This is a genomic window from Flavobacterium sp. WV_118_3 (genome assembly GCF_039778605.1).
Lineage (GTDB): Bacteria > Bacteroidota > Bacteroidia > Flavobacteriales > Flavobacteriaceae > Flavobacterium.
Map to the genome: position 1 here is coordinate 3717312 of NZ_CP156060.1, position 25787 is coordinate 3743098.

The window sequence follows — 25787 nt, forward strand, 5'->3', positions numbered from 1 at the left end:
TATTTATTCTGCACAAAAACATGGGTTTTGCCCAAACGTATACGTTAAGGTTATTCCCGAAAAAACATACCAGTCGTTACTGTTTAGATTTCCGAATTGTAATCGTTTAAACTGGTCGTTTTTGGGATTACTTCCGTCCAAATTGTCTGTAAAGGTATAACGGGCGCCTACTTCAAATCCCAGGATAAAACTATCCGTCAGCCTTGTTTTGATTCCCGCAATAATCGGAATACCAAAAGCATTTCGGGAATCGTCTGTACGCGTGGTGCCGTTCAATACATACAATTCGTCATAGCGGAATAAACTCACTCCCGTGGTAATATAAGGAGTAGTTATCGGTCCGGAATCATGTAAATCGAAATCAAAAAAGTTGAATTCGAGTGCTAAAGATAATTCTTTTACAGAATTTTCAAAGCTGTAACCCCGGTCCTTTCTTCCGGAAACCTTCGAGTCGGCATCACTTGCGCTTATTTTTCCCTGTGTATAGGAAATCCTGTAGGAATGTCTTTTGCTTCGGTTCCATTTGTATAAAATACCAAAACTAAAGTCTTTCGGCGCAATGTAACTCGTTGGCCCCACATCTCCTACATAGTTGCTTCCGCCTAAAAAAATACCCAGCTCGTTAATCTGAGCGTGCGAATTTGTGTAGGTGAATATCAGTAAAAATGCAATAAGAATTCGACTCATTTTTCTAAAATAGTGTGCAAATATAATAATATTGATTTCTAAACCATTTAATTGCTCGCTTTTTCAGCTTTTTTTTGACTGAGGCGATCTGGCATAGAACAATAAAACGGGATATTGCCGTTTCTAGTATGACTTCATTTTTAAAAAATCGTTTAATTTCTTTTGTCTTCTCCCCAAAGTAATTTGTTGCGAAGTGTTTTTAGGAAGCCTTCCTCCGGAAATTCAACCATGTTGATGGTAAACGGTGCTTTTTTAATATGGATCTCGGTTTCATTGTCGATTGCCTTGGTTCCGGAATCCAGCGATACCAGAAACTGAGGCTCTCTTCCGGAAACCTTAAGTTTGATTTCGGTATCGTCGGAAATAATCAACGGGCGAACATTCAGGTTGTGTGGCGCTATAGGCGTGATGATAATACATTTCACTTCCGGAGTGATCACGGGACCGCCACAGCTTAAGGAATAGCCGGTCGATCCGGTTGGTGTGGAAATAATCAGTCCGTCCGCCCAGTAGGAAGTCAGGTATTCGCCATTCAGACAGGTTTCAATGGTAATCATCGAAGTGGTGTCTTTTCGGGAAACAGTGATTTCGTTCAATGCAAAATTCAGATCGTAAATATTGCATTCGTCCGGGTAACACTCCAGGCTTAATAAGGAGCGTTGCGAAATTTTATACTTGCCTTCGAATAATAGCGGTAGCAAATGTTCGATGGCGTCTTGTTGTACATTGGCTAAAAAACCCAATCGCCCGGCATTGATTCCAACAATCGGGATGTTTTTGTTTTTAACATAGGTCGCCGCACGCAACATCGTACCGTCGCCTCCAATGCTGATAAAAAACGCAACCGAACTGTCGAGTTGGGTATGATTGGAAAATGTCGAATACGATTTGTCGATAATTCCTTTTTCCAATAGTGTCGTATGAAAGTCGGCTTCAAATACCACCTCTGTTTCATAGTTTTTAAAAACATCGAATACTTTATGGATAATCTCTTCGGTGTTTTTCTGGTAGTAATAACCGTAAATTGCTATTTTCATACGTGTCTTTTAAATGTTTAAATATTTGTCCAGATAGTCGGATCGATCCTTCAGGTTGTTCAGATAGGCGTCTTCCTGATGTTCGGAGACGATCTCATAATTATACCGGCGGAAGGTTTGAATGATTTCGTTTAAACCGCCAAGGCTTATTTTGACCGTAATCTGAACGCGGTCCATTTCGGCTTTCGAAATAAACATCCCTAATATCCGGGCATTGTTGGTTTCGACGATCTGACTGATTTCGCTCATGCTGTATTCTTCTGCGCCTTTTTCGACAATAAGGATGCCACCTTCTTCCCGTAAAAATGGGGTTTCGTGAAAAAAACGGATGATGTCGTCCATTTCGTAATAACCCAGATAGTTGTTGTCGTTGTCCAGTACCGGAACCAGATTGGTTTCGTTTTTGGCAAAAACTTCCAGAACATCCAGCCACATCGTGTCTTTTCGGGCAAAAAAACGTTCGAAGGTATACCGGAAATCACCGATTTTCATATCGTGATCCAGTAATTCCACATCGTGCGCACCGATACATCCGATATAGATGCCATTTTCGACTATCGGAAAATGACTATACGGAAATTCCAGAAAAAGGTCTTGTGCCGTTTCGATACTCTCGTCGGTGCAAAGCGGATTAATCTCCTTAATGATGTAGTCGGAAATTTCAGTCATGGTAAGTGGGTCTTATAATCGAATGCAAAATAATCAAAAAATAGGAGATTACCGCTTAATTATACTTTGTATTTTTGTGGGAAAATAGATTGATTATGACAAAACTTTCGGTAAATATTAATAAAATAGCGACGTTGCGCAACTCACGAGGAGGGAATGTGCCTAACCTGTTACAGGTGGCCATAGATATTCAGAAGTTTGGAGGGCAGGGAATTACCGTTCATCCCCGACCAGATGAAAGACATATCCGTTATCAGGATGCAAGAGATTTGGTTGCGGTTGTGCATACCGAATATAATATTGAAGGAAATCCGGTAAAGAAATTTATGGATCTGGTTTTGGAAACCAAACCCACTCAGGTAACATTAGTGCCGGATGCGGATGATGCACTGACTTCAAATGCCGGATGGGACACCATCAGGAATAAAGATTTTTTAAAAGAGGTGATTGCGGAGTTTAAACGTAACGGAATCCGAACCTCCATTTTTGTCGATCCGGTATTGGAAATGGTGGCCGGCGCCAAAGAAACCGGAACCGACCGGATTGAATTGTATACCGAAGCGTTTGCACATGAATACGGTTTGGGAAATTATAACGGAATCGAACCATATGCGGCGGCGGCGGCTTTGGCTAACGAACTGGATCTGGGGATTAATGCCGGGCACGATCTGAGTTTGGATAACATCAAATTCTTTAAAGAAAATATACCGGGATTGTTGGAGGTTTCGATCGGACATGCGCTGATTTCGGAATCGATTTACCTTGGACTGGAGAATGTAGTGAATATGTATTTACAACGGATGAAATAATGAGTTTGTATTCAAGAATTGAAGGAGCCGGAAAACCATTGCTTATTATTCATGGTTTTTTGGGTATGTCGGACAACTGGAAGACATTGGGAACTCAGTTTGCTGCCGAAGGGTATGAAGTACATGCGCTGGACATGCGAAACCACGGGAAAAGTTTTCACTCGGATGCATTCAGTTATCAATTGATGGCCGATGATGTCTTTGAGTATTGTCAGCAACACAATCTGACGCATATTGATCTTTTAGGGCATTCCATGGGCGGTAAGGTAGCAATGTTAGTCGCTGTTACCTATCCGGAACTGGTGGATAAGCTTATTGTGGCCGACATCGGTCCGAAACAATATGCGCCGCATCATCAGGATATATTGAAAGGTTTGAGTGCGGTCAACTTTTCTCAAAAACCGGGTAGAAGTGAAGTGGAGGCTATTGTTGAAACTTATATTCCGGATTTCGGCACGCGACAGTTTTTGCTGAAAAACCTGTACTGGAAGGAACCCGGACAATTGGCATTCCGATTTAATCTGGATGTTTTTGTAAGAAATCAGGAAGTGATAGGGGAGTCATTGCCGTATGAAGGTCATTTTGATAAGCCCGTACTCTTTTTAAAAGGTGAAAATTCGGGTTACATCAAAAGTGAAGATGCCGAATTGATCGAACATCATTTTCCGTTTTCTAAAATTGAAACGATTAAAAACGCAGGTCACTGGTTGCATGCCGAAAATCCAGGCGATTTTTTTACAGCAGTAATTTTATTCTTAAAAGGATAAAATTATAAGGTTGTTAATATAAAAGAATAATTATTATGAGTGCATAATATTTTTCTTAAAAAAATTGTAAAATCCATATTTTGTTATAAATTTGATATAATCAATATTTGAACGTAAACAAATAAAACTAACACATTTTTAACTTATGAGAAAACTGCTATCTTTAACATTGTTAGCTCTGGCTTCTTCGAGTGCTTTTGCAGGCGGGTATCGTGTGAGTCTTCAAGGGCAGAAGCAATTGGCAATGGGACATACAGGAGTTGCTGTTGTAAATAGTGCAGAGGTATTGTTCTTTAATCCGGCAGGAATGTCCTACTTGAAAGATCGATTTAATATCTCTGTTGGTGCTAATATCCTTACAGCAAAAACAAAATTCCAGAATGAAATGTACAATTGGAATGCTTCTACCAGTAATACCGGAACGCCTTTCAATATTTATGCTTCCTACAGAATAACCGACTGGCTTTCTGCCGGAATCGCGGTGTATACACCATATGGTAGTGAAGTAGCCTGGAACCAGGATTGGCAGGGCGCTCATTTAGTGAATAAAATTGATTTGAAATCGTTTTATGTTCAGCCAACAATCTCCTTAAAAGTAAACGAATATTTCAGTGTGGGTGGTGGACCTATCTATGTGAACGGTTCGGTTGAATTCAACAGAAACCTGTTCCGTGGTGATAATATCACCGATGCCAACGGAAATCGTCCGGATGTAACCTTGGATGCAAAAGGAATTTCCGGATGGGGATATAACGTAGGTTTTATGTTTAACCCAACCAATAAAATGCGTTTAGGGGTAAACTACCGTTCTAAAATCGTTATGGAAGCCCGTGACGGAGATGCTACTTTCCACGATGTTCCGGCTTTCTTACAGCAAACGCTAACCAATACGAAATTTAATGCCGACTTGCCTTTGCCGGCGGAGTTAACAGCAGGTTTGTCGTACCAGATTACCGATAAGTTTTTGGTAGCATTTGATATCAACCGAGCGATGTGGAGTGCCTATAAAGCTTTGGTGGTTGAATTCGCAAATGGTGCGCCAACGTCTAACAATCCGAGAAATTATAAAGATGCCACTACCTACAGAGTAGGAGCACAATATAAAGCGAATGAGAAATTTACTTTCCGTGCCGGATGGTATCATGACGAAAGTCCGGTTCAGGATGGTTATTTCGCTCCGGAAACACCAAGAAACAGTTCTATGGGATATACCGGTGGTTTAACGTACCAGATCGGAAAACGTTTTGGAGTTGATGTGTCCTTCCTGTACCTGCATTTCGACGAAGTGAATAACAGTTATGATCACTATACTGAAGGAGCGAACCAAAATGTTAGTTTTGGTGGAACGTATAAATCATCAGTGTTTTCACCAGGTTTAGGGGTAACCTATAGCTTCTAATCCTTAATCGTCTAATCTTTTTATCGGAATTTAACATGAAAAATAAATTTATATACTTTGCTGTTTTGGCTGCATTGGGACTAGCATCCTGTGAGCCGGAATTTGAAAACGAGGTGAGCAATGCGAGTTACTCGGCAGGAGACGCTGATTTTAGTTCGTATGTAGCCATCGGAAACTCATTAACTTCGGGTTATATGGATGGTACGGTGTCTCGCGTGGGACAACAGTATTCCTTCCCGAACATCTTGGCACACCAGTTTGCAGTTGTAGGTGGTGGTGAATTTACACAGCCTTCTTATGCCGAAGATACCGGTAATCTGGGAGGTTTGTTGATCAATGGACAGCCTTTTCCAAGTGCACAGGCAAATGCGTTTCCAACACGATTGATTATTAATGCTTCAGTTGGTGGACCTCAAAATATTGCAGGAACCTCAACAATTAATGTAAGTCCATCTACATTACAAGCTACGGCTTATAACAATATGGGAGTACCGGGAGCAAAAACGTTCCATTTAACCTTACAGGGATATGGAAATATCGCCAATTTGGCAACCGGAACGGCAAACCCATACTTCGTGCGTCATGCCGTAACACCAAATTCTACCGTAATTGGGGATGCGATGACGAAAAATCCGACGTTCTTTACTAACTGGATTGGGAATAACGACGTATTAGGTTATGCAACCAATGGTGGATCAGGTTCTACTTCCGGAACCGGGTCGGCTGATATTACACCGTCTGCCGTGTTTTCGATGGCTTATGGAGCAATTATTGATCAGTTGACATCAAATGGTGCTAAAGGTGTTGTGGCTACGATTCCTTCGGTAACGGCGATTCCGTTCTTTACAACGGTTCCGTACAACCCGATTACAGTTGCTTTATTAGCGGATCCGCAACTTGACCCAACAGGTCAGGCAACACTTCAGCAGTTAAATTCTCAGTTGTATGGTCCACTTAAACAGGCTTTAACGGCTTTTGGTGCAGGTGATCGTATCAACTTGCTTTCGGCAACAGGTCAGAATCCATTGTTGATTAAAGATGAGACCTTAACGAATCTTTCGGCGCAGTTAACGGCAGCATTTACACCAACATTAGGTCCAACATTGGCAGCGCAATACGGACAGATCTTCGGACAAGCGAGACAAACAACCAATAACGACTTGGTGTTGTTGACTACCAGAACAGCTATCGGAACAGCTCCGGCTGGAATCCCATATCCATTGAATAAATATGGAGTTACCTATCCGCTAGAAGATAAACACATTTTGATTCCGTCTGAAAAAGATGCGATTGCGGCAGCAACTGCCGATTTTAACAATATCATCCGCGCAAAAGCTGCTGCTAAAAACCTGGCTGTTGCCGATATGAATGCAATCATGAACCAATTGGTAAGTGGATTGCGAGTAGAAGACGGTCAGATTTATACGGCGAACTATTTTAGTACGGCTGGTATTAATACTGTATTGTTCTCTTTAGACGGGGTACACCCGAACGCCAGAGGATATGCCGTTATCGCGAATGAAGTGATCAAAGTGATCAATAATTACTACCATGCAAAATTACCATTGGTAAGCGCCGGAACCTATCCGGGAGCGACTGTTTTGATTGAAAATTAAAACACCGTAAGGTATTACATTATAAAAAGCACTGATTATTCAGTGCTTTTTTATATTTTTATACTTCGAAACGAAACAAAATAATATGAATTTACTTGTTAGACTCCTTCTTACAACCATCCTTGTGGTGGTGTTGGCTAAATTTTTACCGGGTGTTTCGGTAGATAGCATCAAAACGGCACTTATCGTTGCGGTGGTTCTGGCCTTACTCAATACGTTTTTAAAACCGATACTGGTGTTTTTTACGCTGCCGGTAACGGTGATAACGCTGGGATTGTTCCTGTTGGTGATCAACGCGGTAATGATTTTAATCTGTGATTATCTGATCGATGGCTTCGAAGTCAAATCGTTTGTAAGTGCCTTACTTTTTAGTGTTGTCCTTTCCGTTTGTCAGTGGTTACTGAATCTTTTTGTGAAAGACTAAAGTAGAAAACGCGATTTTAAAAGATATTTTTTAGCTTATTGAGATACAATAAGTTAAAAACTTGGTTGGGTTGTAAAAAATACATAATTTTGCAACCCAATTTTAGTATGTAAAAAATAAAATAATGAATATTACAAGAAACAATGTTGATGCATTAAATGCGATTGTAACAGTTGAAGTTACAAAAGAAGACTATGCGGGTCAGGTTCAAAAAGTTTTAGCAGATTATCGCAAAAATGCTAGTATCCCTGGATTCAGAAAAGGTGCTGTACCCATGAGTTTAATTGAAAAGCAATATGGTAAAGCGGTTCTTCTTGATGAAGTAAATAAATTGTTGCAAGATTCATTAAACAACTATTTAGTTGAAGAAAAATTAGATATCCTTGGGAATCCGCTTCCAAAAGTTACGGAAGATTTCGATTGGGATACCGATAATTATAAATTCGAATTCGAATTAGGTCTTGCTCCTGAATTTTCAGTTGATTTAACGGCTAAAAACGATATCACGAAATTCAACATCGTTGTAGACGACGCTATGTTGGACGAACAAGTGGAGCGTATCCAAAAACAATACGGGAAATTGATCTCTAAAGAGAAAGTAGAAGAAGGTGACGATTTAAGAGGTACTTTCTCAAACGAGGAAAAAGGAATCAACAATACCACAAACATTACGTTGGATATCTTTAAAGATAAAAAAACGATCAAAAAATTCATCGGTAAAAAAGTAGGTGACGTAGTAACTGTTAGCACTAAAGGTTTGTTTGATGACGATCACAAATTAATGGATTATCTAAAAGTGGGTCACGATGACGTTCACGGTTTGGATATCGAAGTAAACTTTACAATCGAAGAAGTAAACACCACTGAAAAAGCGGAAATCAACCAGGAATTATTGGATAAATTGTTCGGTGAAGGAGTAGTAACTTCTGTGGAGCAATTAAAAGAGAAAATCAAAGAAGATGCGGACAAGCAATTTGCTACACAAGCGGATCAGAAATTCTTAAACGATGTTACTGAGTTCTTAATCGAAAACACAAAATTCGAATTACCAGCGGAATTCCTTAAAAAATGGATCCAGACGGTAGGTGAGAATCCATTAACCGAAGAACAAGCTAACGAAGAGTATGCGAAATCGGAAAAAGGATTGCGTTACCAATTAATCGAAAGCAAAGTAATCGTTGAAAACAACTTGCAAATCACTTTCGAAGATCTAAAAGCATTTACTGCTGACTTGATCAAAAAGCAAATGGCACAGTTCGGACAAATGGATCCGTCTGATGCTGAGGTAGAAAATATCGTTGCACGTGTATTGTCAAACCAGGAAGAAGTAAAACGTCTTTCGGAGCAGGTAATGAACGAAAAGATGCTAAATGTTTTCAAAGAAAAGGTTTCTGCAAAAACTAAAGAAGTTTCTTACCAAGACTTTATTAAAGAAATGTACGGAGAATAATTTGTACTAAAAAATAAGTATATTTGAGCGTCAGACTAACTTGTCTGACGCTCTTTTTAATTTTAAACAAAAAAATTACTATGAATTACGGAAAAGAATTTGAAAAATATGCTACCAGACATCACGGTATCAATAGCATGTATTACGATAAAATCGTAAGTAGTATGACACCATATATCATAGAAGAACGTCAAATGAACGTGGCTTCTATGGATGTTTTCTCCCGATTAATGATGGATAGAATTATCTTCCTGGGAACAGGTATTGACGATTATGTAGCCAACATTATCCAGGCGCAATTGTTGTTCCTGGAAAGTGTAGATGCGACTAAAGACATCAGTATCTATATCAATTCACCGGGTGGAGGCGTTTATGCCGGATTGGGAATTTACGATACCATGCAGCTGGTTAAACCGGATGTAGCTACCATTTGTACCGGAATTGCCGCTTCTATGGGTGCGGTGTTATTATGTGCCGGAGCCGATGGAAAACGTTCGGCGCTACCACATTCCCGTGTGATGATTCACCAACCGCTTGGAGGAGCGCAAGGTCAGGCGTCCGATATCGAAATCACAACCCGTGAGATCTTAAAACTGAAAAACGAGTTATACGAAATCATTTCGAAACACTCCAAACAGCCTATGGATAAAGTACACCATGACAGTGACCGTGATTACTGGATGATCGCACACGAGGCCAAAGCATACGGAATGATCGATGAAGTATTAATCAGACAATAATTTTTTCGAAGATGCTTCGCGGCATCTTCACTTTTTAAGAAAATAAAAATGGCTAAAGAAGTATTAGAGTGTTCTTTTTGTGGAAGAAAAAAGCCAGAAACAAACCTGCTGATTGCCGGAATCAATGCGCACATTTGCGACAGATGTATTGAACAGGCACACGGGATTGTTTTAGAAGAATTAAAGCAGAGTGAGAATTCCGGGTTGCTGGCCGATTTGGTGTTGAGCAAGCCTAAGGAAATACGTGCGTTCCTGGATCAGTATGTGATCGGACAGGAGCAAACCAAAAAAGTATTGTCCGTTGCCGTATATAACCACTATAAACGTTTATTGCAAAAGCAATTGGACGATGAAGTGGAAATTGAAAAAAGTAACATCATCATGGTGGGACAAACCGGTACGGGTAAGACATTAGTGGCCAAAACCATTGCCAAGATGCTAAATGTACCATTGGCAATCGTAGATGCTACGGTATTGACCGAAGCCGGATATGTTGGGGAAGATGTGGAAAGTATTCTAACCCGTCTTTTACAGGCTGCCGATTATGATGTGGCAAAAGCCGAACGCGGCATTGTATTTATCGACGAGATTGATAAAATTGCCCGTAAAAGCGATAACCCATCCATCACCAGAGATGTTTCCGGAGAAGGCGTGCAACAGGCGTTGTTAAAGCTATTGGAAGGAACGGTGGTAAATGTGCCGCCTAAAGGAGGACGTAAACACCCGGATCAGAAGTTTGTGGAGGTGAATACCCAAAATATCCTTTTTATCGCAGGTGGTGCTTTCGACGGTATTGAGCGAATCATTTCCAAACGTTTAAACCATCAGGCGGTAGGGTATACAGCGTCTAAAAATGCCGATCAGGTGGATAAAAGCAACCTGTTACAATACATCATCCCGAAAGACATTAAAGATTTCGGACTGATCCCGGAGATTATCGGACGTTTACCGGTGCTAACGCATATGGATCCTTTGGATCGCGAAACTTTACGCGCTATTCTAACGGAACCTAAAAATGCCTTGGTAAAACAATACAAAAAACTATTCGCAATGGATGAGGTTGAATTTTCGATCACTGACGATGCGTTGGATTTTATTGTAGAGAAAGCGTTGATGTATAAATTAGGTGCCAGAGGACTGCGTTCGTTATGCGAAGCGATCTTAACCGATGCGATGTACGAACTACCGGGTTCGGATGAAAAAGAACTGGTAATTGACAAAAAATATGCCGAACATTCGTTAGATAAAAATCTGTTACAACGATTAAAAGCAGTATCATGAGTCGTCCTAAAATAGGTTGACAGATTTTAGAATAAAAATATATTAACCAGTCAGGTTTTCTGGCTGGTTTTTTTGATGTATAAAGTTAGGTGTTTTCATTTTCAGACTCAAATGTGGTCTTTTATTATTATAGGTTTGTATTGCTGTTTTTATGAGTTTTTCTAATGTTTGTCCGTCTTTACATTTATAAATCAAAAATTCGTTTTTTAAAATTCCGTTTATTCTCTCAGCTAACGCATTCTGATAACAATCATATCCGTCGGTCATAGAGGGCGTAATACCGTTTTTAGCTAATACTTTCTGATAAATTTTAGAACAATATTGTAATCCTCTATCGGAGTGATGTATCAGTGGTAATGTTGATTTCCTATTCAGTACAGCCATTTTTAATGCCTGTACCACATTTTCAGAACTCATATCATCACTGAGTTTGTATCCCATTATTTTTCTACTATAAGCATCAGTAACTAAAGATAGATAATGCGTTTTCTGATGTGATTTGATATAAGTAATATCACTAACGTATACCTGTTCGGGACGGTTAATTTCACATTCTTTCAAAAGATTTTCGTACTTGTGTAGCCAATGTTTAGAATAGGTAGTTTTAGTGTAACTCTTCATTGGTTTAACAAGTAACTTCTCCCTTCTTAGATAATCAAATAAAGCATCACGACCTATCTTTACACCCTGTTGATCAAATTGCTTCGAAAGTAGATAATATAGTTTACGTGTTCCTATACGTGGCATTTCCAATCGCAAAGAAAGAACCAGATGCTTTACTTTGAGTAAGGCAGATTCCCGATGGAAGATTCTTTTTTGTTCCTGATATATAGCTTGTCTACTCATCCCAAACAATCGGCAACTTTTGGACAAACTTATTCCTGCTCCTTCCCGGAGTCGGAAGATGGTTTGGGAGAAAACTTTTTTCGGATCTGAGTTCCGTACTGACTATCAGAAATGTCGATCATCGTATTGAGAATCGTATTTCGAAGTTTCTCATCGGCCAGTTCTTTCTCTAATCGTTTAATAATTTGAGCCGGGGTTTCTTTAGATTTAGACATAAATAACAGATTTGGTTTACTCCAGTCTAAGTTACCATATTTTCGAAGCCAAACCAAAACAGTACTTCTTCCCTGGATTCCATAAACAGATTGAGCCTGCCTATAAGTCATTTCACCTTGTTCAACTCGGGTAATTACAGCTAATTTAAAAGCCATGTTGTAATCCTTTTGACTACGCTTAATAGCCTTGCTTTCTTTGTCTTTCATAATAAAGTCGATTTGGTGTCAACTTATTTCAGGACGGGACACCAATTGGATAGCCTTTTTTTATTTACACTACACCTGACCCGTTTTTGAAACGGGTCAGGTGTAAAAACTATAAAAGATGTAAAAACTATATTGTCCTTTTTTGGGATAATTTAGAAGCATAATTTTAATTATATTTATACCCGTTATTCATTAAAAAATAGTAATTATGTCACAGTTCGAGACACCAGACAAAAAGGTACATCAAGGGAGAAATATTAAACGTTTCCGCGAAATGCTTGGCATTAAACAGGAGGCCTTTGCTTATGAACTTGGGGACGACTGGAACCAGAAAAAAGTGTCTTTACTGGAACAAAGAGAAACTATTGAAACCAATATACTGACACAGGTAGCAGCAATATTAAAAATACCGGTTCAGGCCATTGAAAACTTTGATGAAGAACAAGCTATGAACATTATTTCGAATACGGCCTCTTTTGATAATTGCCATTATCCTGCTTTTTTAAATCATCAACCAACATTTAATCCAATAGATAAAATAGTCGAATTGTATGATGATAAAATTGCGTTATACGAACGGATGCTAAAAGAAAAGGAAGAAATGATGGCGGAACTAAAGGAGTTACTTAAACATAAATAAAACACACCTGACAGGTTTTCGAAATCTGTCAGGTGTTTTGATGTTTTAGGGATGCAAAAGCTATCGACATACAAATTAAACTAATACAATATCCCGCTAATTTAGTAAACCCGTCAACTTCAATGGTAGCTTCATCCGGATTGGATTTTAGACCGGTATAATTCGCCCAATTCTCAAAATGAAAATAAGCCGATAACCAAATACAAAACAATACTAAAACTGTATTGAGTATAAAGAACCGGTAGTTTAAAGCGTATCTTTTTGCCATCAAAAAATTGAATAGGGAAAGGCATATAGGAAGGAAAAATATTGTTGTTAAAGCTTCTAAACTGGTAACAAAAGTGTTGTTTTTAGGACTTGTTCCCCAAAAAGGTTTTACTAATGCATGATTCAAATAGGTTGATGCCAAGCAAAAGACAACTATAAACAGCCAATACTTTATTTGTGTTTCTTTATGAGTATCACTTTTGTTCATACTGCCTACAGGTTTTCATCAAAGTGTCAATATTTAAGATATTATCAAATTCAATTAACGGATTGTCCTTGAGTATTGTGAAATCTTTTCCGGCTTGAAACGAATAATTAAGGTCTTTTGTTCTCATTGAGTTTTCGCGGTCATTTTTATTTTTGGTCTTTGCTAAATACTCATTTATTTTTTCCTCATAATGATAGTTTAATGTGACTTTGTTTGTAAAATCCAGTAACGCTTTTCTTCCTGTTCTATTAGCGATTAACCACTTACCAGGGTGTTGTTTGCTATACGAAAAGATATAAGCAGTTTTTGAATAAGGTTTTAAACGTAAATAATTTGAAATTCCAAAAGCACCGATTGGAGTTACCGTTTCTGAACTTTTTAATAAAACACCGGCTTGGAAGTACGCGTCCGATTTACGTAAAGTGTTATTGAATAATTTGATCTCTTGATTACTATTGTTTTTAAAGGATATAATAAAATTTATGGCGGGGATAGGAAAATCAAACGAATCGGATATAATAATTTTTTCACATTTCGCGGTTATAGCGTTTTCAGGAATAGGAATATCTTTTTTATCCGTACAGGAAAGAACAACCAGACTTACTATTATGATCAATACGCGTTTCATTTTTTTAATCTCTTAATTGTTGTAAATATCCTTCTGTAACTTTGGCTTTCCATTCTTTGGTGGTACCCGACCAGGTAGAATGGCTCATTTGCATTTCATAGGCTTTGGCGTGTTCTTTTCCTGTGCCGGGAACATGATTTACGATATGACCTTGTCCTTCATGTATCGATGCGTTTTGAATATTGTTAACCGTAAATTGTCCTTTAGAAGTCCACATTGTGCTTATTAAGTTAAAGGTCATTTTGTTGCCATTAACGCTTACCGGAATTTCATCTTTGTTAAAGCCAAGTCTTTCTCCTTCGTTTGAAGATGTAAATACGCTATTTGCAGGATTAGCGTTATCAAGCCAACTATAATTCGTTGAGGTTTGACCATTGTGTAAATCATCTAAACGAAATCCCGGAGATTTTGTTTGCCCGACAATGTGTGTTATAGCATTATTTATCATATCGCTTTCAGATTGAGAAATCCCGTCTTTTGCCAGTTCATGTAACTTTAGCCCGTAGTGTAGTGCTACCTGATGGGGAATTCCTCCTTTTTTCGAATTATCTGTTCCATTATTATAGCCCCCTAATATTCTGAAAATGTTTTTATCCATGAAAAGGACTTCTCCTTCAAATCCCTGATTATCCGTTCCCATAAAATTCCCCTGATAATCATAGATAGGGTTTAAATTTATATTGTTTGAATTATAAATTGGCATCGTTGATTTGCTATCAGAAGACTGATCCGGAAAGGATTCTTTTAAAGGTTCTACATCGCAGGAGAAAAACTGTAAAAGAAGAACGATTGCTATTAGTTTTGCCTTCATAGAATGTCATTAAAAAATGATTTATCGTTTATTAGGGAATACTTTTAATACCTGAAAGGTTTTGAAGTTAACAGGTGTTTTAAGTTAAAAAGAAATAGCCTGAGGTAAAAATCAAGACTCAATATGTCTTGATTTGTCTTTAAATGGATTTGTTACTCAATAACTAACGAGCTTATAAGGCAATAAAAAAGGCGACCAATTGGTCGCCTTTACTGTATGTAACACCTGACAGGTTTCTAAAAACCTGTCAGGTGTTAATAATATTACTTTTTAACAATCAGGAATTCTGATCGTCTGTTTTGTGCATATTCTTCTTCGGTACAGTTAGCACCGCAGTTAATCTTAGGCTCGCTTTCTCCATAACCTTTACCAGAGATTCTGTCCTTAGCAATTCCTTTAGATAAGATATACTGAACCGTGGACTTCGCACGACGGTCGGATAAATTCATGTTGTATTTATCGCTACCTCTGCTGTCGGTATGGGATTTAACCATGATCACCATGTTTGGATAGGCAGTCATCGCCTGAACCAACTTGTCTAACTCAAAAGCGCCTTGTTGGGTAATATTGCTCTTGTCGAATTCGAAATAGATGTCGTTTAATACAACCTCTGTTTCTTTTACGATCTGTTCGATTGGCTGTAAGTCGGCGTTGATGTTCACGATACCTCCTTTGGTTTTGCTAACCGGGAAGTTGTTGCTTTCATAACCGTCTTTCGCTACCTGAATGGTATAGGCTTTATCACATTCTACAGCGTACGATACCGTACCGTCTGCCTCAGTGGTTTTAGTTGAAATGATATTGTTCTTCTCGTCTAAGATCGCTACACGGGCACCGGATAATTTAGCGCCTGTTTTTGCATCTCTAACCAAAGAAACCACTTCCACACCACAAACCGGAATCGCCATATAGATGTTATCGACTCCGGCACGGTTACTCGATACAAATCCGATGTTTTTAGTCGTATTAAAACTAAACGCGAAATCGTCTTTCTCCGAGTTTACCGGTTTTCCTACGTTAGTAGCATCCGTTCCTTTGTTTAAGTCGATCACATACACATCCATTCCTCCAAACCCCTGACGGGCGTCTGATGAGAAATACAATTTGTTGTCATCCGTGATAAACGGGAAACTCTCATTTCCTTCGGTGTTGATCTTCTTACCAAGGTTCTCCGGTGTGCCGTAAGTTCCATCCGAATTGATCGCTACTTTCCAGATATCCACACCACCTACCGATCCCGGCATATTGGAAGAGAAGTAAAGTGTTTTACCATCTTTGCTCAAACTTGGATTACTGGTGGAATAGTCTTTACTGTTAAACGGTAATGAAGTAATGTTACTCCATTGATTTCCGTTTTTAGTGGCTTTAAACAAGTTTACCTGTCCGAATTTCAATTTCTGAGCTTTGTCTTTTTCAAACATACCTTCTTTAAAACTCTCACTGGCAAAATACATCGTATTACCGTCGGCACTGATCGTAGCCGGTCCGTCGTGGTATTTCGAGTTGATACTCTCTACCGGTGTCGGCTGACTAAAAGTTCCATCGGAATTATACGTAGCACTGTACAAATCCAAAAACGGTTGTTCGTTCCATCCGTAGGTTTTACGCGAAGTGTTTCGCGCTGAGGCAAAATAAAGGGTGTTATCATTGGTTAAAACCGCTCCAAAATCCGATTTATCACTGTTGATATCCATGTTTTTGATATCAAAGGATTTCGCCTTTTCGTTTAGTTTTGGCAGATAATTCGGGTTTTGCTTGAATGCGATCGCACGCTGATCATTCGGAGCCATACTGGCAAACTTCTGCATTTGCTTGTTCGCCTCGTCATATTTCCCCTGTGCTTTTAACATCTGGGCATAACGGTAATAGGTCTCGGCATCGTCGTGCTTTTCGCTGATCGCCTTAGCGTACCATTTGGAGGCTTCGGCAGCATTGAATACGTTGTAGTAACTGTCGGCCAGTTGCTTGTAAACGTATCCGTCCGCTTTGCCTTTGTCTACCAGCTTCAGGTAAGCATTGGCAGCATCGACATACTCAAATCTGTTGTAGAGTTTGTCGGCGCTTTGGGTGTCTTTGTTTTGTGCCGATAGTGTCGAACTAGCGATCACAAAACTTAAAGTGATATATAAATTCTTCATGTCTTAGGTCGCTTTTATATTAGAAATATCTCGGAGATCGGGACACTTTCTTAGAGAAGTTAACATCGAATAACAAGATGACTTCGTGCGAAGAAGGTGTGGTTACTTTTAAATCGGATACGATATGGTCGTAGGCATATCCGATACGAAGGCTTGGCGTAATGGCATAGTTAACCATGGCTCCAAAGGAATCGTCCAATCGGTAAGTAGCTCCGATTTCGAATTTGTCATAAAAAAGGAAGTTGGTCGACACATCAAACGAAGTTGGCGCATCGAAGGCCGACTTCACCATAAAGAACGGTTTGAATTTTGCATTCTCGCTTAAATCGAATACATATCCCCCCGTTACAAAATAGTGTTGGGTATCACTTCCGAATTTACGGCCGTTATAATCCAAATACGTCGACTTTAACATGTTAGGTACCGAAGCTGCCAAATAGTACTTATTGGTATAGTAGAACAATCCCGCTCCCGCGTTAAAAAACGTTCGGCTGGTGTTCTCGGCAAAAGCAGGGTCGTTCGCATCCGGAACATACGGACTTACATCCGATAATAGTCCAACTTTATGGAAAGTCGCTCCCGCTTTTAATCCCAAAGCCAGTTTGTGTTCACCACCAAGGTTTAAGGTGTAGGAGAAGTCAGCGTACACATTATTCTCTTTCACAGGACCGATCTTGTCCGAAATTACCGAAAGTCCCAATCCTACATTCTTACCTACCGGACTGTGACCCGAAAAGGTAGCCGTAGACGGAGCCCCTTCAAGATCAACCCACTGCTTGCGGTATAACAAACCAAAGGATAACGTCTCCTTCGAACCGGCATACGCCGGGTTAATGACATTCATATTATACATGTATTGTGTATAATGTGGGTCTTGTTGTGCTGAGGCCTCTTTTAATCCGATCAGGGCTAAAAAGGCGGTCAAATATATTTTCTTCATTGGTATACTGTTTGTAGATAAAGTCCCTGCCCGATCACTCAGGCAGGTCTTTATATAATGTTACTGCTTATTTCTCTCTGCTGATATAAACCCATCCGGTTTTAGTATCCCCTCCTTTTAACTCGATCACATAGAAATACGTACCGTCTGGTAACTCACTACCACCTTTAGATTGACCAAACCATTGGTTGGTATAACCTGCGCCGAAAGTGTAAACCTCAGCGCCATAGCGGTTGAAGATACCTAGTTTTTCTACATTAAATCCGGTTAAATCAAAAGTATCGTTTAGTCCGTCGTTATTCGGTGAAATACCTTTCTGGATCTGACAGTATACTTGTTCTACGGTATATGGTAGTTCTAAAGAACATCCGGCACTACTGGTTACTTTTACTTTGAATATAGCCGGAAGATTCGGTGTATTCGAACTAAAGTATTCCGATACGTTAAATGTCGGACTGTCGTTTCCTACTGTCGTTCCATTGTTATTCGTCCATTGGAAATGGGCATTGCTTAGATCAAGATTGCTATCCGATGTTTGTACGGTCAACACAAATTGATTGGCAACACAGTCTCCAAAAATAGTAAACGCGAACGGCTCCTGTACGGTTACGGTTAATGTAGTCGTTTTAGCGCATTGTCCGGCATCCGGTGTAAAGGTATAGGTTCCTGTTGCGGTATTGCTTACAGTAGCTGGCGACCAGGTTCCAGTGTAACCATCGTTTGACGTCGTTGGTAATACCGGTGCTGTACTGCCCGAGCATATTGGCGCAATTGCAGTAAATGAAGGTACCGGCGATGGAATAACCGTGATGGTCATCGTTACCGGGCTGCCACACTGACCTGTTGTTGGGGTAAAGGTATAGGTACCGGTTGCCGTATTGCTCACCGTAGCTGGCGACCAGGTTCCGGTAACGCCTTCAATAGAGGTAGCCGGTAAGCTTGGTGCCGTACTGCCTTCGCAGAATGACGCAATCTGGTTAAAGCTTGGTTGTACGCCCGGATTTACGGTAACATTTACGGTGGCTGTTGCGGTACATCCGTTGTGGTTGATCGTAACGGTATAAGCACCGGATTGTGTCACGGTAATAGTTCCGGTTGTATCCGTTAACGGATTCGTACCATGTGTCCATGAATAAATCACATCAGCTGGATTGTAATTCGTTGGTGTCACAACAATTTGCCCGGTTTGATTGGTACAAATGGTCAGATCCGGAGTAATCGTAAACTGAGGTGTCAAGTCCTGAACAATCAGGTTAAAGGTTACAGTCGTATGACATCCGGTCGTATTGTTTTCGACGCGTACATAAATTGTCTCCTGATATTGGATTACGTTGGTATAGGCCGTCGGTGTTCCAATAGGGTTAAGATCTCCGTCGGCATCTGCCTGCGAATTATGGAAGGTAATCGTATAATCCGCTGTTGCCAGGTTTCCTAAGATTGCACTGTTGTTTGTCGTAAGATCGAATGTTGCAAATCCGGAAGCATCACATACAGTCATGTTCGACGGCGTATTGGCTACAATTTGATCATAAAATTCTACAGAAAGCGTATCCGACTGTGAACAGGTAGTTCCGTTGTATAGAGCACTAACGGTATAATCGCCTGTTTGCGTCACGGTTAATGATGGTCCGGTAGCACCCGGAATCGGAGTACCTCCAGCTGTCGACCATGTGAATGTGAAATCAGCAGGGTTTAATCCGGTGTCAATAGTATAGCTATCACCATAACAAACCGCCGTTCCGTCTGCAATTAGTAAATCGTCTCCAAGATCAACCGTGCCAATGTTAAAACTTCCTGCTTTTAAGAATACGGCAGAGTCGAATTGGGTATCATTTCTATCGGCAATAACCAATTTGATATGATAGGTCGTATTTGGCGTTACAGCAGATTGTGCTGTCATTACTTTCGTCTGACCGTTAAAGTTGATCGAAGCATCTTCTTCATTCGGTTCGCCGTTATAAACATCAAAATATTGTGCGTTTATAGACGGACAGCCCGAATTATAAGCATTGTCTCTAATTCGCGTTACCGAAATCGGATCGCTTGTTCCCGGTACTAAAGCCAGGTTCGTAGTTGTTCCGTTGGAATCGGTTAGGAAAAAGGCAAAGGCATCGGAGAAATCACATTGATATGTTCCATATTCTTCTGACGCAAACAGGAAGTCGAAACTTAACTGGTTGGTAATCGGAACGAAATCAAATTCCAGAACAGTCGCATTACGATAAATAGTTAAATCCGGATCAAATCCAAGATTCTGGATGTAATTGAATAATTGTGTATCGCCCGGCCATGAATTGGTACCATCGCTTAGGTTGGAGGTATTTGGACCTTTAGCTTTTAAAGCATCTCCTGTCGATAGTACGATTCCGCTTTCTAATGGGAAGTTGGATCCGTTACGGGTAAAGTAAGCGATACCATTCGGGTTTCCGAAGTTTGTTCCTGTAGACCAGGTAATGTTGCTGATCTGCGCACAGGTAGAACCGATCAATACATCCTGTACCAGTTGCGGAACAGTATACTGTGTATTGTTGGTTGCGATTGGCGGTGGTGGTGTCGCAACACATAAGTCAAAAGTACTGGTTTGACCCGGTGTAGAAGTATAGGTGTACACACGGATATAATAGGTCTGACCTACCACTAAGTTTTCTGCAATACTCGTTTCCGGATCGCTACAATACAATTGTGTTAAGTTACCACAAGTACCGGAATAAACCGCATGGAATAAGTCGGTTGTGCTTCCGTTTAAATTTAAAAGCTTGATGGAATGACGAACGTTGGTAGCGGTAAATTGATACCATACATCATCATCGGCCGTTCCGCCACAGGCATTTGGTTCGGAGGAAGCTGTGGCACCAACTACTGTACCCGGAGTTGTTAGGGTACACAATTGCGTGTCGTTTACCGGTGCCTGAGTAGCAGCGCTACATTCGTCGTTTACCGGTTTGGTTGTGAATTTTTTACGGAAAGACCAGTTACTCTTATCTGTCGGACTACAAATAGCTCGGACAAATACGTCATATGATGTTGATGGCGTTAAGGTGCCTTCCGGAATGGTATATGGTTTTATCGAAGTTGTAATTATACCTGGAGGATTCGCCCCCGGTGCCGGATCTCCGGACGGAATAATTACGATTTCCCATTGTGTAGCAGTACCCACTTCGGTCCAGTCGATCATGGCGCCAGTTTGGGTGATGTTGCTAATGGTTACAGCCGTAGGTCGCGGACAGGTTGGTGGCGGTCCGCAGGTTACGGTTGCATCCCAACCCGGAGCAGTTACAATTCCATCTGACTCGAATACAAAAGTAATACAGCCACCTGGAACCGAAGATTCGAACGGTCCCGGAAGGTTGCCGTTTAAGTTTCCTGTAAAAGTACCTATTGGTGTTCCGGTTGCACTACTGCCATCATAAACTGTAAGGAAGTCGTATGAGTTTTCAATATTAAATTCGTTAAATTCAATGGTTACAATATCGCCTGGATTTGAAGGGCAGATTGTAGTGGTAATATTGGAGTTGTTGCTGTAGTTACCAGTTGCGCCACCGCTATCATAAAAATGATCTCCGGCACAATAATCCGGTAATGTTCTATGTGTTGCAGGTCCGGTCCAGTAACTGGAATCGGTAGGGCTACAAACAGCTCTTACATAAATATCATAGTTGGTATCCGATGATAACGAACTAATCACATGGTTAGGATTGGTTGTTACGGTTATAATACCGGATGTTGGAGGCGTTGTGTTTGGAGAAGGAGAACCTGCCGGAAGGGCGATTACTTCCCATGTTGTAGCGGTTCCGGCTTCTGTCCATGCAGCCTGAATCGAGTTGGCAGTAGCTCCTGAAGCCGTTAATGCTGTAGGCTGCGGACACGTTGGCGGTACACAGTCGGTTGGACCGGTAAATAATAATGAATCCTGAGATCCTGTTCCCGGAGGTTTGGTATAGGCCGTTACGCCAAAAGGTGTAATTACGGTTAGACCTACTTCAGTAGGGTAACTTCCGTCCGGATTCCAGTAGACCTCATAAGGAATTCCGGAACACAAAGGTACCTGTACGGTAATCGGATTGGTTCCGTCTGTTGCAGTCGGTCCGGTTAATGTCGCAATAATAACACCGTTTTGGCGGATATCGATCGTATTACCATTCCATCCGTCGCCATAACTGTCGGTCATTACAAATGAGAAGTTACAGGCGTTGTTACATAACGGTAATTGGAATAGTTTTGGTCCCGACCATTGGCTATACGAACCATCCGGACATTTTGCCCGCACATAATATTCGTAATTGGATCCGGCTGTTAAAGCAGCACCGGCAAATGTTGTAGTCGCGTTAAACGGTAAAGCCGTTACGGTTGTTCCGGCTCCGGCTGGAACGCCCGATCCTGGTGTCTGTACTACAACCTGCCATTCGGTAGCACCGCTTGGGTTACCCCAGGTTAAATCGGCTGAGGTCATGTTTAAGGTGCCTACCGCTAATGCCGTTGGCGGCGGACAGGTTACCTGTTGGATTACCAACGTATACGCGGTTGTTTGTGGAGATGCATTTGTAGAGATTAGGAAATAGTAGGTCGTACCTGTGGTTACCGGGAAGTTGGGTATATTCCGGATATTGGAGGTGGAGTTCCCCACACCGGCCAAACAGCTGGTTCCAATATTGGCACAGTTATCATACACGAAAATACCCGAATAGGTAGCTGTTGGTGTCATAGAGATATCGATCATACCGGTGAATGTTGCCGTATAAGCATAAACAACATCGTTACCGGTCAGGTAGTTGCCGGTTGCGCTACAACCCGAAGCGCCCTGGTCTCCTGAAATATGATTACCGTAATTCGACGTGTCGTCAGTAGTAGAATACGGTAAAGAGTTGATCATTATTGGTGCCGCACAAGTTTGTCCTAAGGATACAGTCGTAAAATAGAACGGTCCGGCCCAGTTACTTGGAATACCGCCGGTACAGATAGAGCGTACACGATATTGGTAAACTGTTCCAGGTGCTATAGGTGTACCTGTTGAAGTGGTAGTAGCGGTATAAGGATTCGAGTTAATCACCTGTCCTACGCCTGTTAAAGGATCTGCAGAAGGGATTAATTCGATTTCCCATTGGGTAGAGCCACTTGGGTTATCCCACGAAAGCTGTGCCGAATTGGTCGTTATTGTGCCGGCAACACCATTTGCAGGGTCCAAACATTGTTGTACCAGATTGATATCGTCAATCAGAAAACGATCCCCATCTGCAGAGGCACCGTTTTGGGTGTGCACTCTTACAAAGGCAATGTATATCTGCTGGTTGGCCGGAACCAGGTTGTTGAAGTTTACTACTTGTTCTACATAAGTACCCGGTGTCGGCGATATAGCCGTTTCCGATAGTTCGATAATTTGTGTTGTAAATGTAGATAGGTTCGTTTGAGAAGTTGTAGAAACCCGGATCTGTAGTTTGGATCCCTGATCGCCGGCGCGACCATGTTGGGCGTAAAAACGTAATTGTCCATTGGCGGGGGCAGTAACTAATGGTGAAATCAGCCAGTCTTCTTCGGTATTGCCGTTACCGATGTTGACCCGTTCGACCATAGCTGCATAGTTCCCGGTGTGTGGTGGTGAGGTTGTAGAATTCAAAGGGGTTCGAATCCACAGATTTCCGTTGGCGGGGCCCATTCCTATGCCGTTATGAGATATTACCCAGGTTCCTCCAGGGCCTGTTGGAGGGAAAGCGGTGCCTTCAAATCCTTCAGGAAATACTTGGGAGAAACCCACAAAACTCAATAATGACATAAAAATTAGTAGTGTAATTTTTTTCATAATTTAATTTATTGTGAATTTTGGTATTAATATTTTTTAAATGTAAAGTAAATTTGATTAAAAAATTACACTAATGTTAAAAATAACAAAATATTGTTTTTTACATATGTTTTGTTACAAAAAATCAAAAGTGTTGTTTTTTTTAGTCTTTTCAGTAGATTTTGATTAATATAATTGTGAATACCTGTTTTTTCAAGGGATGACGCGTTTTATTTATGACGCGTGATAAATGTTGAAAAAAACAATACAGTTTGTATTTTTTTTAAGACTCCTGTTGGAAAACAGATCCCATACACCAAGCCAAACGAATGATTGACCAAGTCTCAAAAAAAAGAAAAGAGGGAGGGCTTAATTTAGTCGCGGTACAATAAAAAGATTCATTATGTTACACCGCTACTTTTTGTTTTTCACTTTTTTTATACTATCTACGATTGCCAAAGCACAACCGGGATGGCGGGACTTTACAACACGCTATTATTATACGATTTTAGATTGCGAAGGCAATGAAATTTCCTTTGTGAAAAATAAGGCCTATCGTATCGTCATCGACAGTGTGTCGTATCGGTCGCCAGCTATTCCAAACGATTCACTGGAGCCGGTTAAACCCTATCAACGGGAGGGATTTGATAATTATATCCGGATTAATGACTTTTCACTTCGGATACCACAGGGAAAGTACAACAGTTATGTTCCTCTGGAAATTAAAATCATCCACCAAAAGGATACAATGTACCTCAACCAAACGACTGGAATAGGAAGCGGAATTTCAGAACGATTGCAGATTTACGGTCAGAATGCCAACGAAAAGTCAAAACCGGCTTCCGATTATACCTTACAGTTTATTGGCGGACGCTATTATTTTCCGAATTGGGCGAAAACGGTATGGGACAACAAACCAGAGCCTACAGGAAAAGTGGCATTTGCGAATCTTGATCAACGTCATTTTCGTATTCCTAAAGTATTGTACGATTCGCTGGCATTACGGAAAGCGGACTATAGAATCCGCGATCAGCTAACGAAGCGCGCCGACGATTATGTAGTGCAAAATTTTAAACGGGGTTATTTTTTGCTTAATAAACGGATTGAACCGACGAAATTTCACAATCCGGCTTTACCTTTTAAAGAACCTTATTGGGATGATGCACTTAATCCGACAAGCGATAAGGATGTTTTTTTCGGCCGGATACGCTATAGCAAAGATTCGCTCAATGAAAGTAATTGGAAATATGTGTTTTCACTTTATGACAAACGGGAGAATTCCATTCGGCATTGGTTTCCGGTAAACGACATACACTTGTTTAGCAGCGGCTATTTGTATAAAAATCCATTCAATGGAATTGTTTACCAGGAAGTGTGGCGTATGGATAAGCAACAGACGGCGGAAAAAGGCTATATTCCACCCACACGACACGTGTACCAATCGGATGACGAAGGACAAACATGGAAGGAAAGCCTTGAAATGACCCAAACTTTTGCGAAATACGATCTGGAACATATTGAATTTCTGGATTCCGATTTTGCGGTTGGTTACGGACGAAAAGAAGTGCAACATAAAACAAGAAAGTATACCATTAAACGGGTAACCTATTACCTTTTGAAAAATGAAAAAGTAGTGGATTCAATACAAATAACAAATGATTTCTATGAGGCTATTAATTATCTGGAAGGCCATAATCACAGTTGGTTTGCGGTGAATGACGCCATGGTGTTGGGAACCTGGAATTATAATTTTAGCGGAGATTCCGAAAGACCGCACTTTCAGGTTGTCCTTTTTAGAAATCAGAACAGTTGGGAGTTTAAAGTCGAAGAAATACAAGATCCCCGTTCTCCGTTCTCCGGTTCTGTAAAGAGGGACGAAGATATTTTTATAGGATATCATAATTTTCTTCTGATCAATAAAAAAGAACTGAGGTTTAAAAATAATTCGGGAAGCTTGCGCTTACAAAACCAGGTTGCCGATCATCCGTGGAATTCCGGGGTGGTTGTTCTCGAAAAAGAGGATCAGATTTACCTGTTGGATAACAGCAATGGCTTTACCTATTTTTCCTTCGATGGCGGCAGAACGTGGTATATCTATCCGAAACCACTGGAACAGCGTTCGGACTATCAGTTTTTGGAAATTGATGATCAGGGTATAATTTCGTTTTTTAATCCTTCGAAACTCTATAAGGCATTTTACCAATTTATACCTGAATCATAAGTGTTGCTTTGGAG

At 40.5% G+C, this 25787-nt stretch carries 20 protein-coding genes; 10 read left to right on the forward strand and 10 right to left on the reverse strand.

Annotation, left to right across the window (positions count from 1 at the left end):
• Positions 1-3: 3 nt before the first annotated feature.
• The 3 genes from ABFU83_RS17210 to ABFU83_RS17220 form a co-directional block, all read right to left on the reverse strand.
• Positions 4-687, reverse strand: coding sequence for a DUF6089 family protein (locus ABFU83_RS17210; protein ID WP_347067742.1), 684 nt, complete (start codon positions 685-687; stop codon positions 4-6).
• A gap of 152 nt (positions 688-839) precedes the next feature.
• Complete coding sequence (locus ABFU83_RS17215) at positions 840-1724, reverse strand: NAD kinase (protein WP_347067743.1); 885 nt, start codon at positions 1722-1724, stop codon at positions 840-842.
• 9 nt (positions 1725-1733) lie between these two features.
• Positions 1734-2393: a CBS domain-containing protein gene (locus tag ABFU83_RS17220; RefSeq protein ID WP_347067745.1), complete on the reverse strand. Its 660-nt coding sequence runs from the start codon at positions 2391-2393 to the stop codon at positions 1734-1736.
• 95 nt (positions 2394-2488) lie between these two features.
• Here ABFU83_RS17220 and ABFU83_RS17225 point away from each other — a divergent pair, with 95 nt between their 5' ends.
• From ABFU83_RS17225 to clpX, 8 genes are all read left to right on the forward strand, one after another.
• The gene (locus ABFU83_RS17225; RefSeq protein ID WP_136404520.1) at positions 2489-3202 is read left to right on the forward strand and encodes a pyridoxine 5'-phosphate synthase; all 714 of its coding nucleotides are present in this window, start codon (positions 2489-2491) and stop codon (positions 3200-3202) included.
• Complete coding sequence (locus ABFU83_RS17230; protein ID WP_347067748.1) at positions 3202-3969, forward strand: alpha/beta fold hydrolase; 768 nt, start codon at positions 3202-3204, stop codon at positions 3967-3969. The genes ABFU83_RS17225 and ABFU83_RS17230 overlap by 1 nt, the downstream gene beginning before the upstream one ends.
• 145 nt (positions 3970-4114) lie before the next feature.
• Entirely contained in the window at positions 4115-5368 is a 1254-nt protein-coding gene (locus ABFU83_RS17235) for an outer membrane protein transport protein (protein ID WP_347067750.1), read from the forward strand.
• A 35-nt stretch (positions 5369-5403) separates the two neighbouring features.
• Complete coding sequence (locus ABFU83_RS17240) at positions 5404-6984, forward strand: G-D-S-L family lipolytic protein (RefSeq protein WP_347067752.1); 1581 nt, start codon at positions 5404-5406, stop codon at positions 6982-6984.
• An 85-nt stretch (positions 6985-7069) separates the two neighbouring features.
• Complete coding sequence (locus ABFU83_RS17245; RefSeq protein ID WP_347067753.1) at positions 7070-7408, forward strand: phage holin family protein; 339 nt, start codon at positions 7070-7072, stop codon at positions 7406-7408.
• A gap of 124 nt (positions 7409-7532) precedes the next feature.
• Positions 7533-8858 carry a trigger factor gene (tig, locus tag ABFU83_RS17250; protein ID WP_347067755.1) on the forward strand — a complete coding sequence of 442 codons (1326 nt, stop codon included), beginning with the start codon at positions 7533-7535 and terminating at the stop codon, positions 8856-8858.
• 80 nt (positions 8859-8938) lie between these two features.
• Positions 8939-9598, forward strand: a complete 660-nt coding sequence (gene clpP, locus ABFU83_RS17255) for an ATP-dependent Clp endopeptidase proteolytic subunit ClpP (protein WP_347067757.1) — start codon at positions 8939-8941, stop codon at positions 9596-9598.
• A gap of 48 nt (positions 9599-9646) precedes the next feature.
• The gene (gene clpX, locus ABFU83_RS17260; protein ID WP_347067759.1) at positions 9647-10879 is read left to right on the forward strand and encodes an ATP-dependent Clp protease ATP-binding subunit ClpX; all 1233 of its coding nucleotides are present in this window, start codon (positions 9647-9649) and stop codon (positions 10877-10879) included.
• Between the two features lie 42 nt (positions 10880-10921).
• On the opposite strand, the gene ABFU83_RS17265 is transcribed toward clpX, so the two are convergent.
• Positions 10922-12147 (reverse strand): IS3 family transposase gene (locus ABFU83_RS17265; RefSeq protein ID WP_347067162.1). Its coding sequence is split into 2 segments (ribosomal slippage): positions 10922-11808 and positions 11808-12147, totalling 1227 coding nucleotides; the frame shifts between segments, so codons are not numbered across the junction.
• 208 nt (positions 12148-12355) lie between these two features.
• Between ABFU83_RS17265 and ABFU83_RS17270 the strand changes: the two genes are divergently transcribed.
• Positions 12356-12787 carry an XRE family transcriptional regulator gene (locus ABFU83_RS17270; protein WP_347067761.1) on the forward strand — a complete coding sequence of 144 codons (432 nt, stop codon included), beginning with the start codon at positions 12356-12358 and terminating at the stop codon, positions 12785-12787.
• A 28-nt stretch (positions 12788-12815) separates the two neighbouring features.
• Here the strand turns inward: ABFU83_RS17270 and ABFU83_RS17275 are convergent, their stop codons facing one another.
• The 6 genes from ABFU83_RS17275 to ABFU83_RS17300 all read right to left on the reverse strand — a co-directional run bounded on the left by ABFU83_RS17275 (position 12816) and on the right by ABFU83_RS17300 (position 23573).
• The gene (locus ABFU83_RS17275; RefSeq protein ID WP_347067762.1) at positions 12816-13262 is read right to left on the reverse strand and encodes a hypothetical protein; all 447 of its coding nucleotides are present in this window, start codon (positions 13260-13262) and stop codon (positions 12816-12818) included.
• Entirely contained in the window at positions 13249-13890 is a 642-nt protein-coding gene (locus ABFU83_RS17280; protein WP_347067764.1) for a hypothetical protein, read from the reverse strand. The genes ABFU83_RS17275 and ABFU83_RS17280 overlap by 14 nt, the downstream gene beginning before the upstream one ends.
• A 4-nt stretch (positions 13891-13894) precedes the next feature.
• Positions 13895-14701 carry a hypothetical protein gene (locus ABFU83_RS17285; protein ID WP_347067766.1) on the reverse strand — a complete coding sequence of 269 codons (807 nt, stop codon included), beginning with the start codon at positions 14699-14701 and terminating at the stop codon, positions 13895-13897.
• Between the two features lie 263 nt (positions 14702-14964).
• The gene (locus ABFU83_RS17290) at positions 14965-16839 is read right to left on the reverse strand and encodes an OmpA family protein (protein WP_347067767.1); all 1875 of its coding nucleotides are present in this window, start codon (positions 16837-16839) and stop codon (positions 14965-14967) included.
• A gap of 19 nt (positions 16840-16858) precedes the next feature.
• A complete protein-coding gene (locus ABFU83_RS17295) occupies positions 16859-17779 on the reverse strand; it encodes a type IX secretion system membrane protein PorP/SprF (RefSeq protein WP_347067248.1) in 921 nt (306 codons plus the stop codon).
• Between the two features lie 67 nt (positions 17780-17846).
• Positions 17847-23573 (reverse strand): choice-of-anchor L domain-containing protein, encoded by a 5727-nt coding sequence (locus tag ABFU83_RS17300; protein ID WP_347067769.1) that lies wholly within the window; start codon positions 23571-23573, stop codon positions 17847-17849.
• A gap of 382 nt (positions 23574-23955) precedes the next feature.
• Between ABFU83_RS17300 and ABFU83_RS17305 the strand changes: the two genes are divergently transcribed.
• Entirely contained in the window at positions 23956-25773 is a 1818-nt protein-coding gene (locus ABFU83_RS17305) for a hypothetical protein (RefSeq protein WP_347067771.1), read from the forward strand.
• Positions 25774-25787: the final 14 nt, after the last annotated feature.

Bases quoted from the DNA above. Each gene is read 5' to 3' on its own strand.
- ABFU83_RS17210 (WP_347067742.1), bottom strand. From the start codon at position 687: ATGAGTCGAATTCTTATTGCATTTTTACTGATATTCACCTACACAAAT.
- ABFU83_RS17215 (WP_347067743.1), bottom strand. From the start codon at position 1,724: ATGAAAATAGCAATTTACGGTTATTACTACCAGAAAAACACCGAAGAG.
- ABFU83_RS17220 (WP_347067745.1), bottom strand. From the start codon at position 2,393: ATGACTGAAATTTCCGACTACATCATTAAGGAGATTAATCCGCTTTGC.
- ABFU83_RS17225 (WP_136404520.1), top strand. From the start codon at position 2,489: ATGACAAAACTTTCGGTAAATATTAATAAAATAGCGACGTTGCGCAAC.
- ABFU83_RS17230 (WP_347067748.1), top strand. From the start codon at position 3,202: ATGAGTTTGTATTCAAGAATTGAAGGAGCCGGAAAACCATTGCTTATT.
- ABFU83_RS17235 (WP_347067750.1), top strand. From the start codon at position 4,115: ATGAGAAAACTGCTATCTTTAACATTGTTAGCTCTGGCTTCTTCGAGT.
- ABFU83_RS17240 (WP_347067752.1), top strand. From the start codon at position 5,404: ATGAAAAATAAATTTATATACTTTGCTGTTTTGGCTGCATTGGGACTA.
- ABFU83_RS17245 (WP_347067753.1), top strand. From the start codon at position 7,070: ATGAATTTACTTGTTAGACTCCTTCTTACAACCATCCTTGTGGTGGTG.
- tig (WP_347067755.1), top strand. From the start codon at position 7,533: ATGAATATTACAAGAAACAATGTTGATGCATTAAATGCGATTGTAACA.
- clpP (WP_347067757.1), top strand. From the start codon at position 8,939: ATGAATTACGGAAAAGAATTTGAAAAATATGCTACCAGACATCACGGT.
- clpX (WP_347067759.1), top strand. From the start codon at position 9,647: ATGGCTAAAGAAGTATTAGAGTGTTCTTTTTGTGGAAGAAAAAAGCCA.
- ABFU83_RS17270 (WP_347067761.1), top strand. From the start codon at position 12,356: ATGTCACAGTTCGAGACACCAGACAAAAAGGTACATCAAGGGAGAAAT.
- ABFU83_RS17275 (WP_347067762.1), bottom strand. From the start codon at position 13,262: ATGAACAAAAGTGATACTCATAAAGAAACACAAATAAAGTATTGGCTG.
- ABFU83_RS17280 (WP_347067764.1), bottom strand. From the start codon at position 13,890: ATGAAACGCGTATTGATCATAATAGTAAGTCTGGTTGTTCTTTCCTGT.
- ABFU83_RS17285 (WP_347067766.1), bottom strand. From the start codon at position 14,701: ATGAAGGCAAAACTAATAGCAATCGTTCTTCTTTTACAGTTTTTCTCC.
- ABFU83_RS17290 (WP_347067767.1), bottom strand. From the start codon at position 16,839: ATGAAGAATTTATATATCACTTTAAGTTTTGTGATCGCTAGTTCGACA.
- ABFU83_RS17295 (WP_347067248.1), bottom strand. From the start codon at position 17,779: ATGAAGAAAATATATTTGACCGCCTTTTTAGCCCTGATCGGATTAAAA.
- ABFU83_RS17300 (WP_347067769.1), bottom strand. From the start codon at position 23,573: ATGAAAAAAATTACACTACTAATTTTTATGTCATTATTGAGTTTTGTG.
- ABFU83_RS17305 (WP_347067771.1), top strand. From the start codon at position 23,956: ATGTTACACCGCTACTTTTTGTTTTTCACTTTTTTTATACTATCTACG.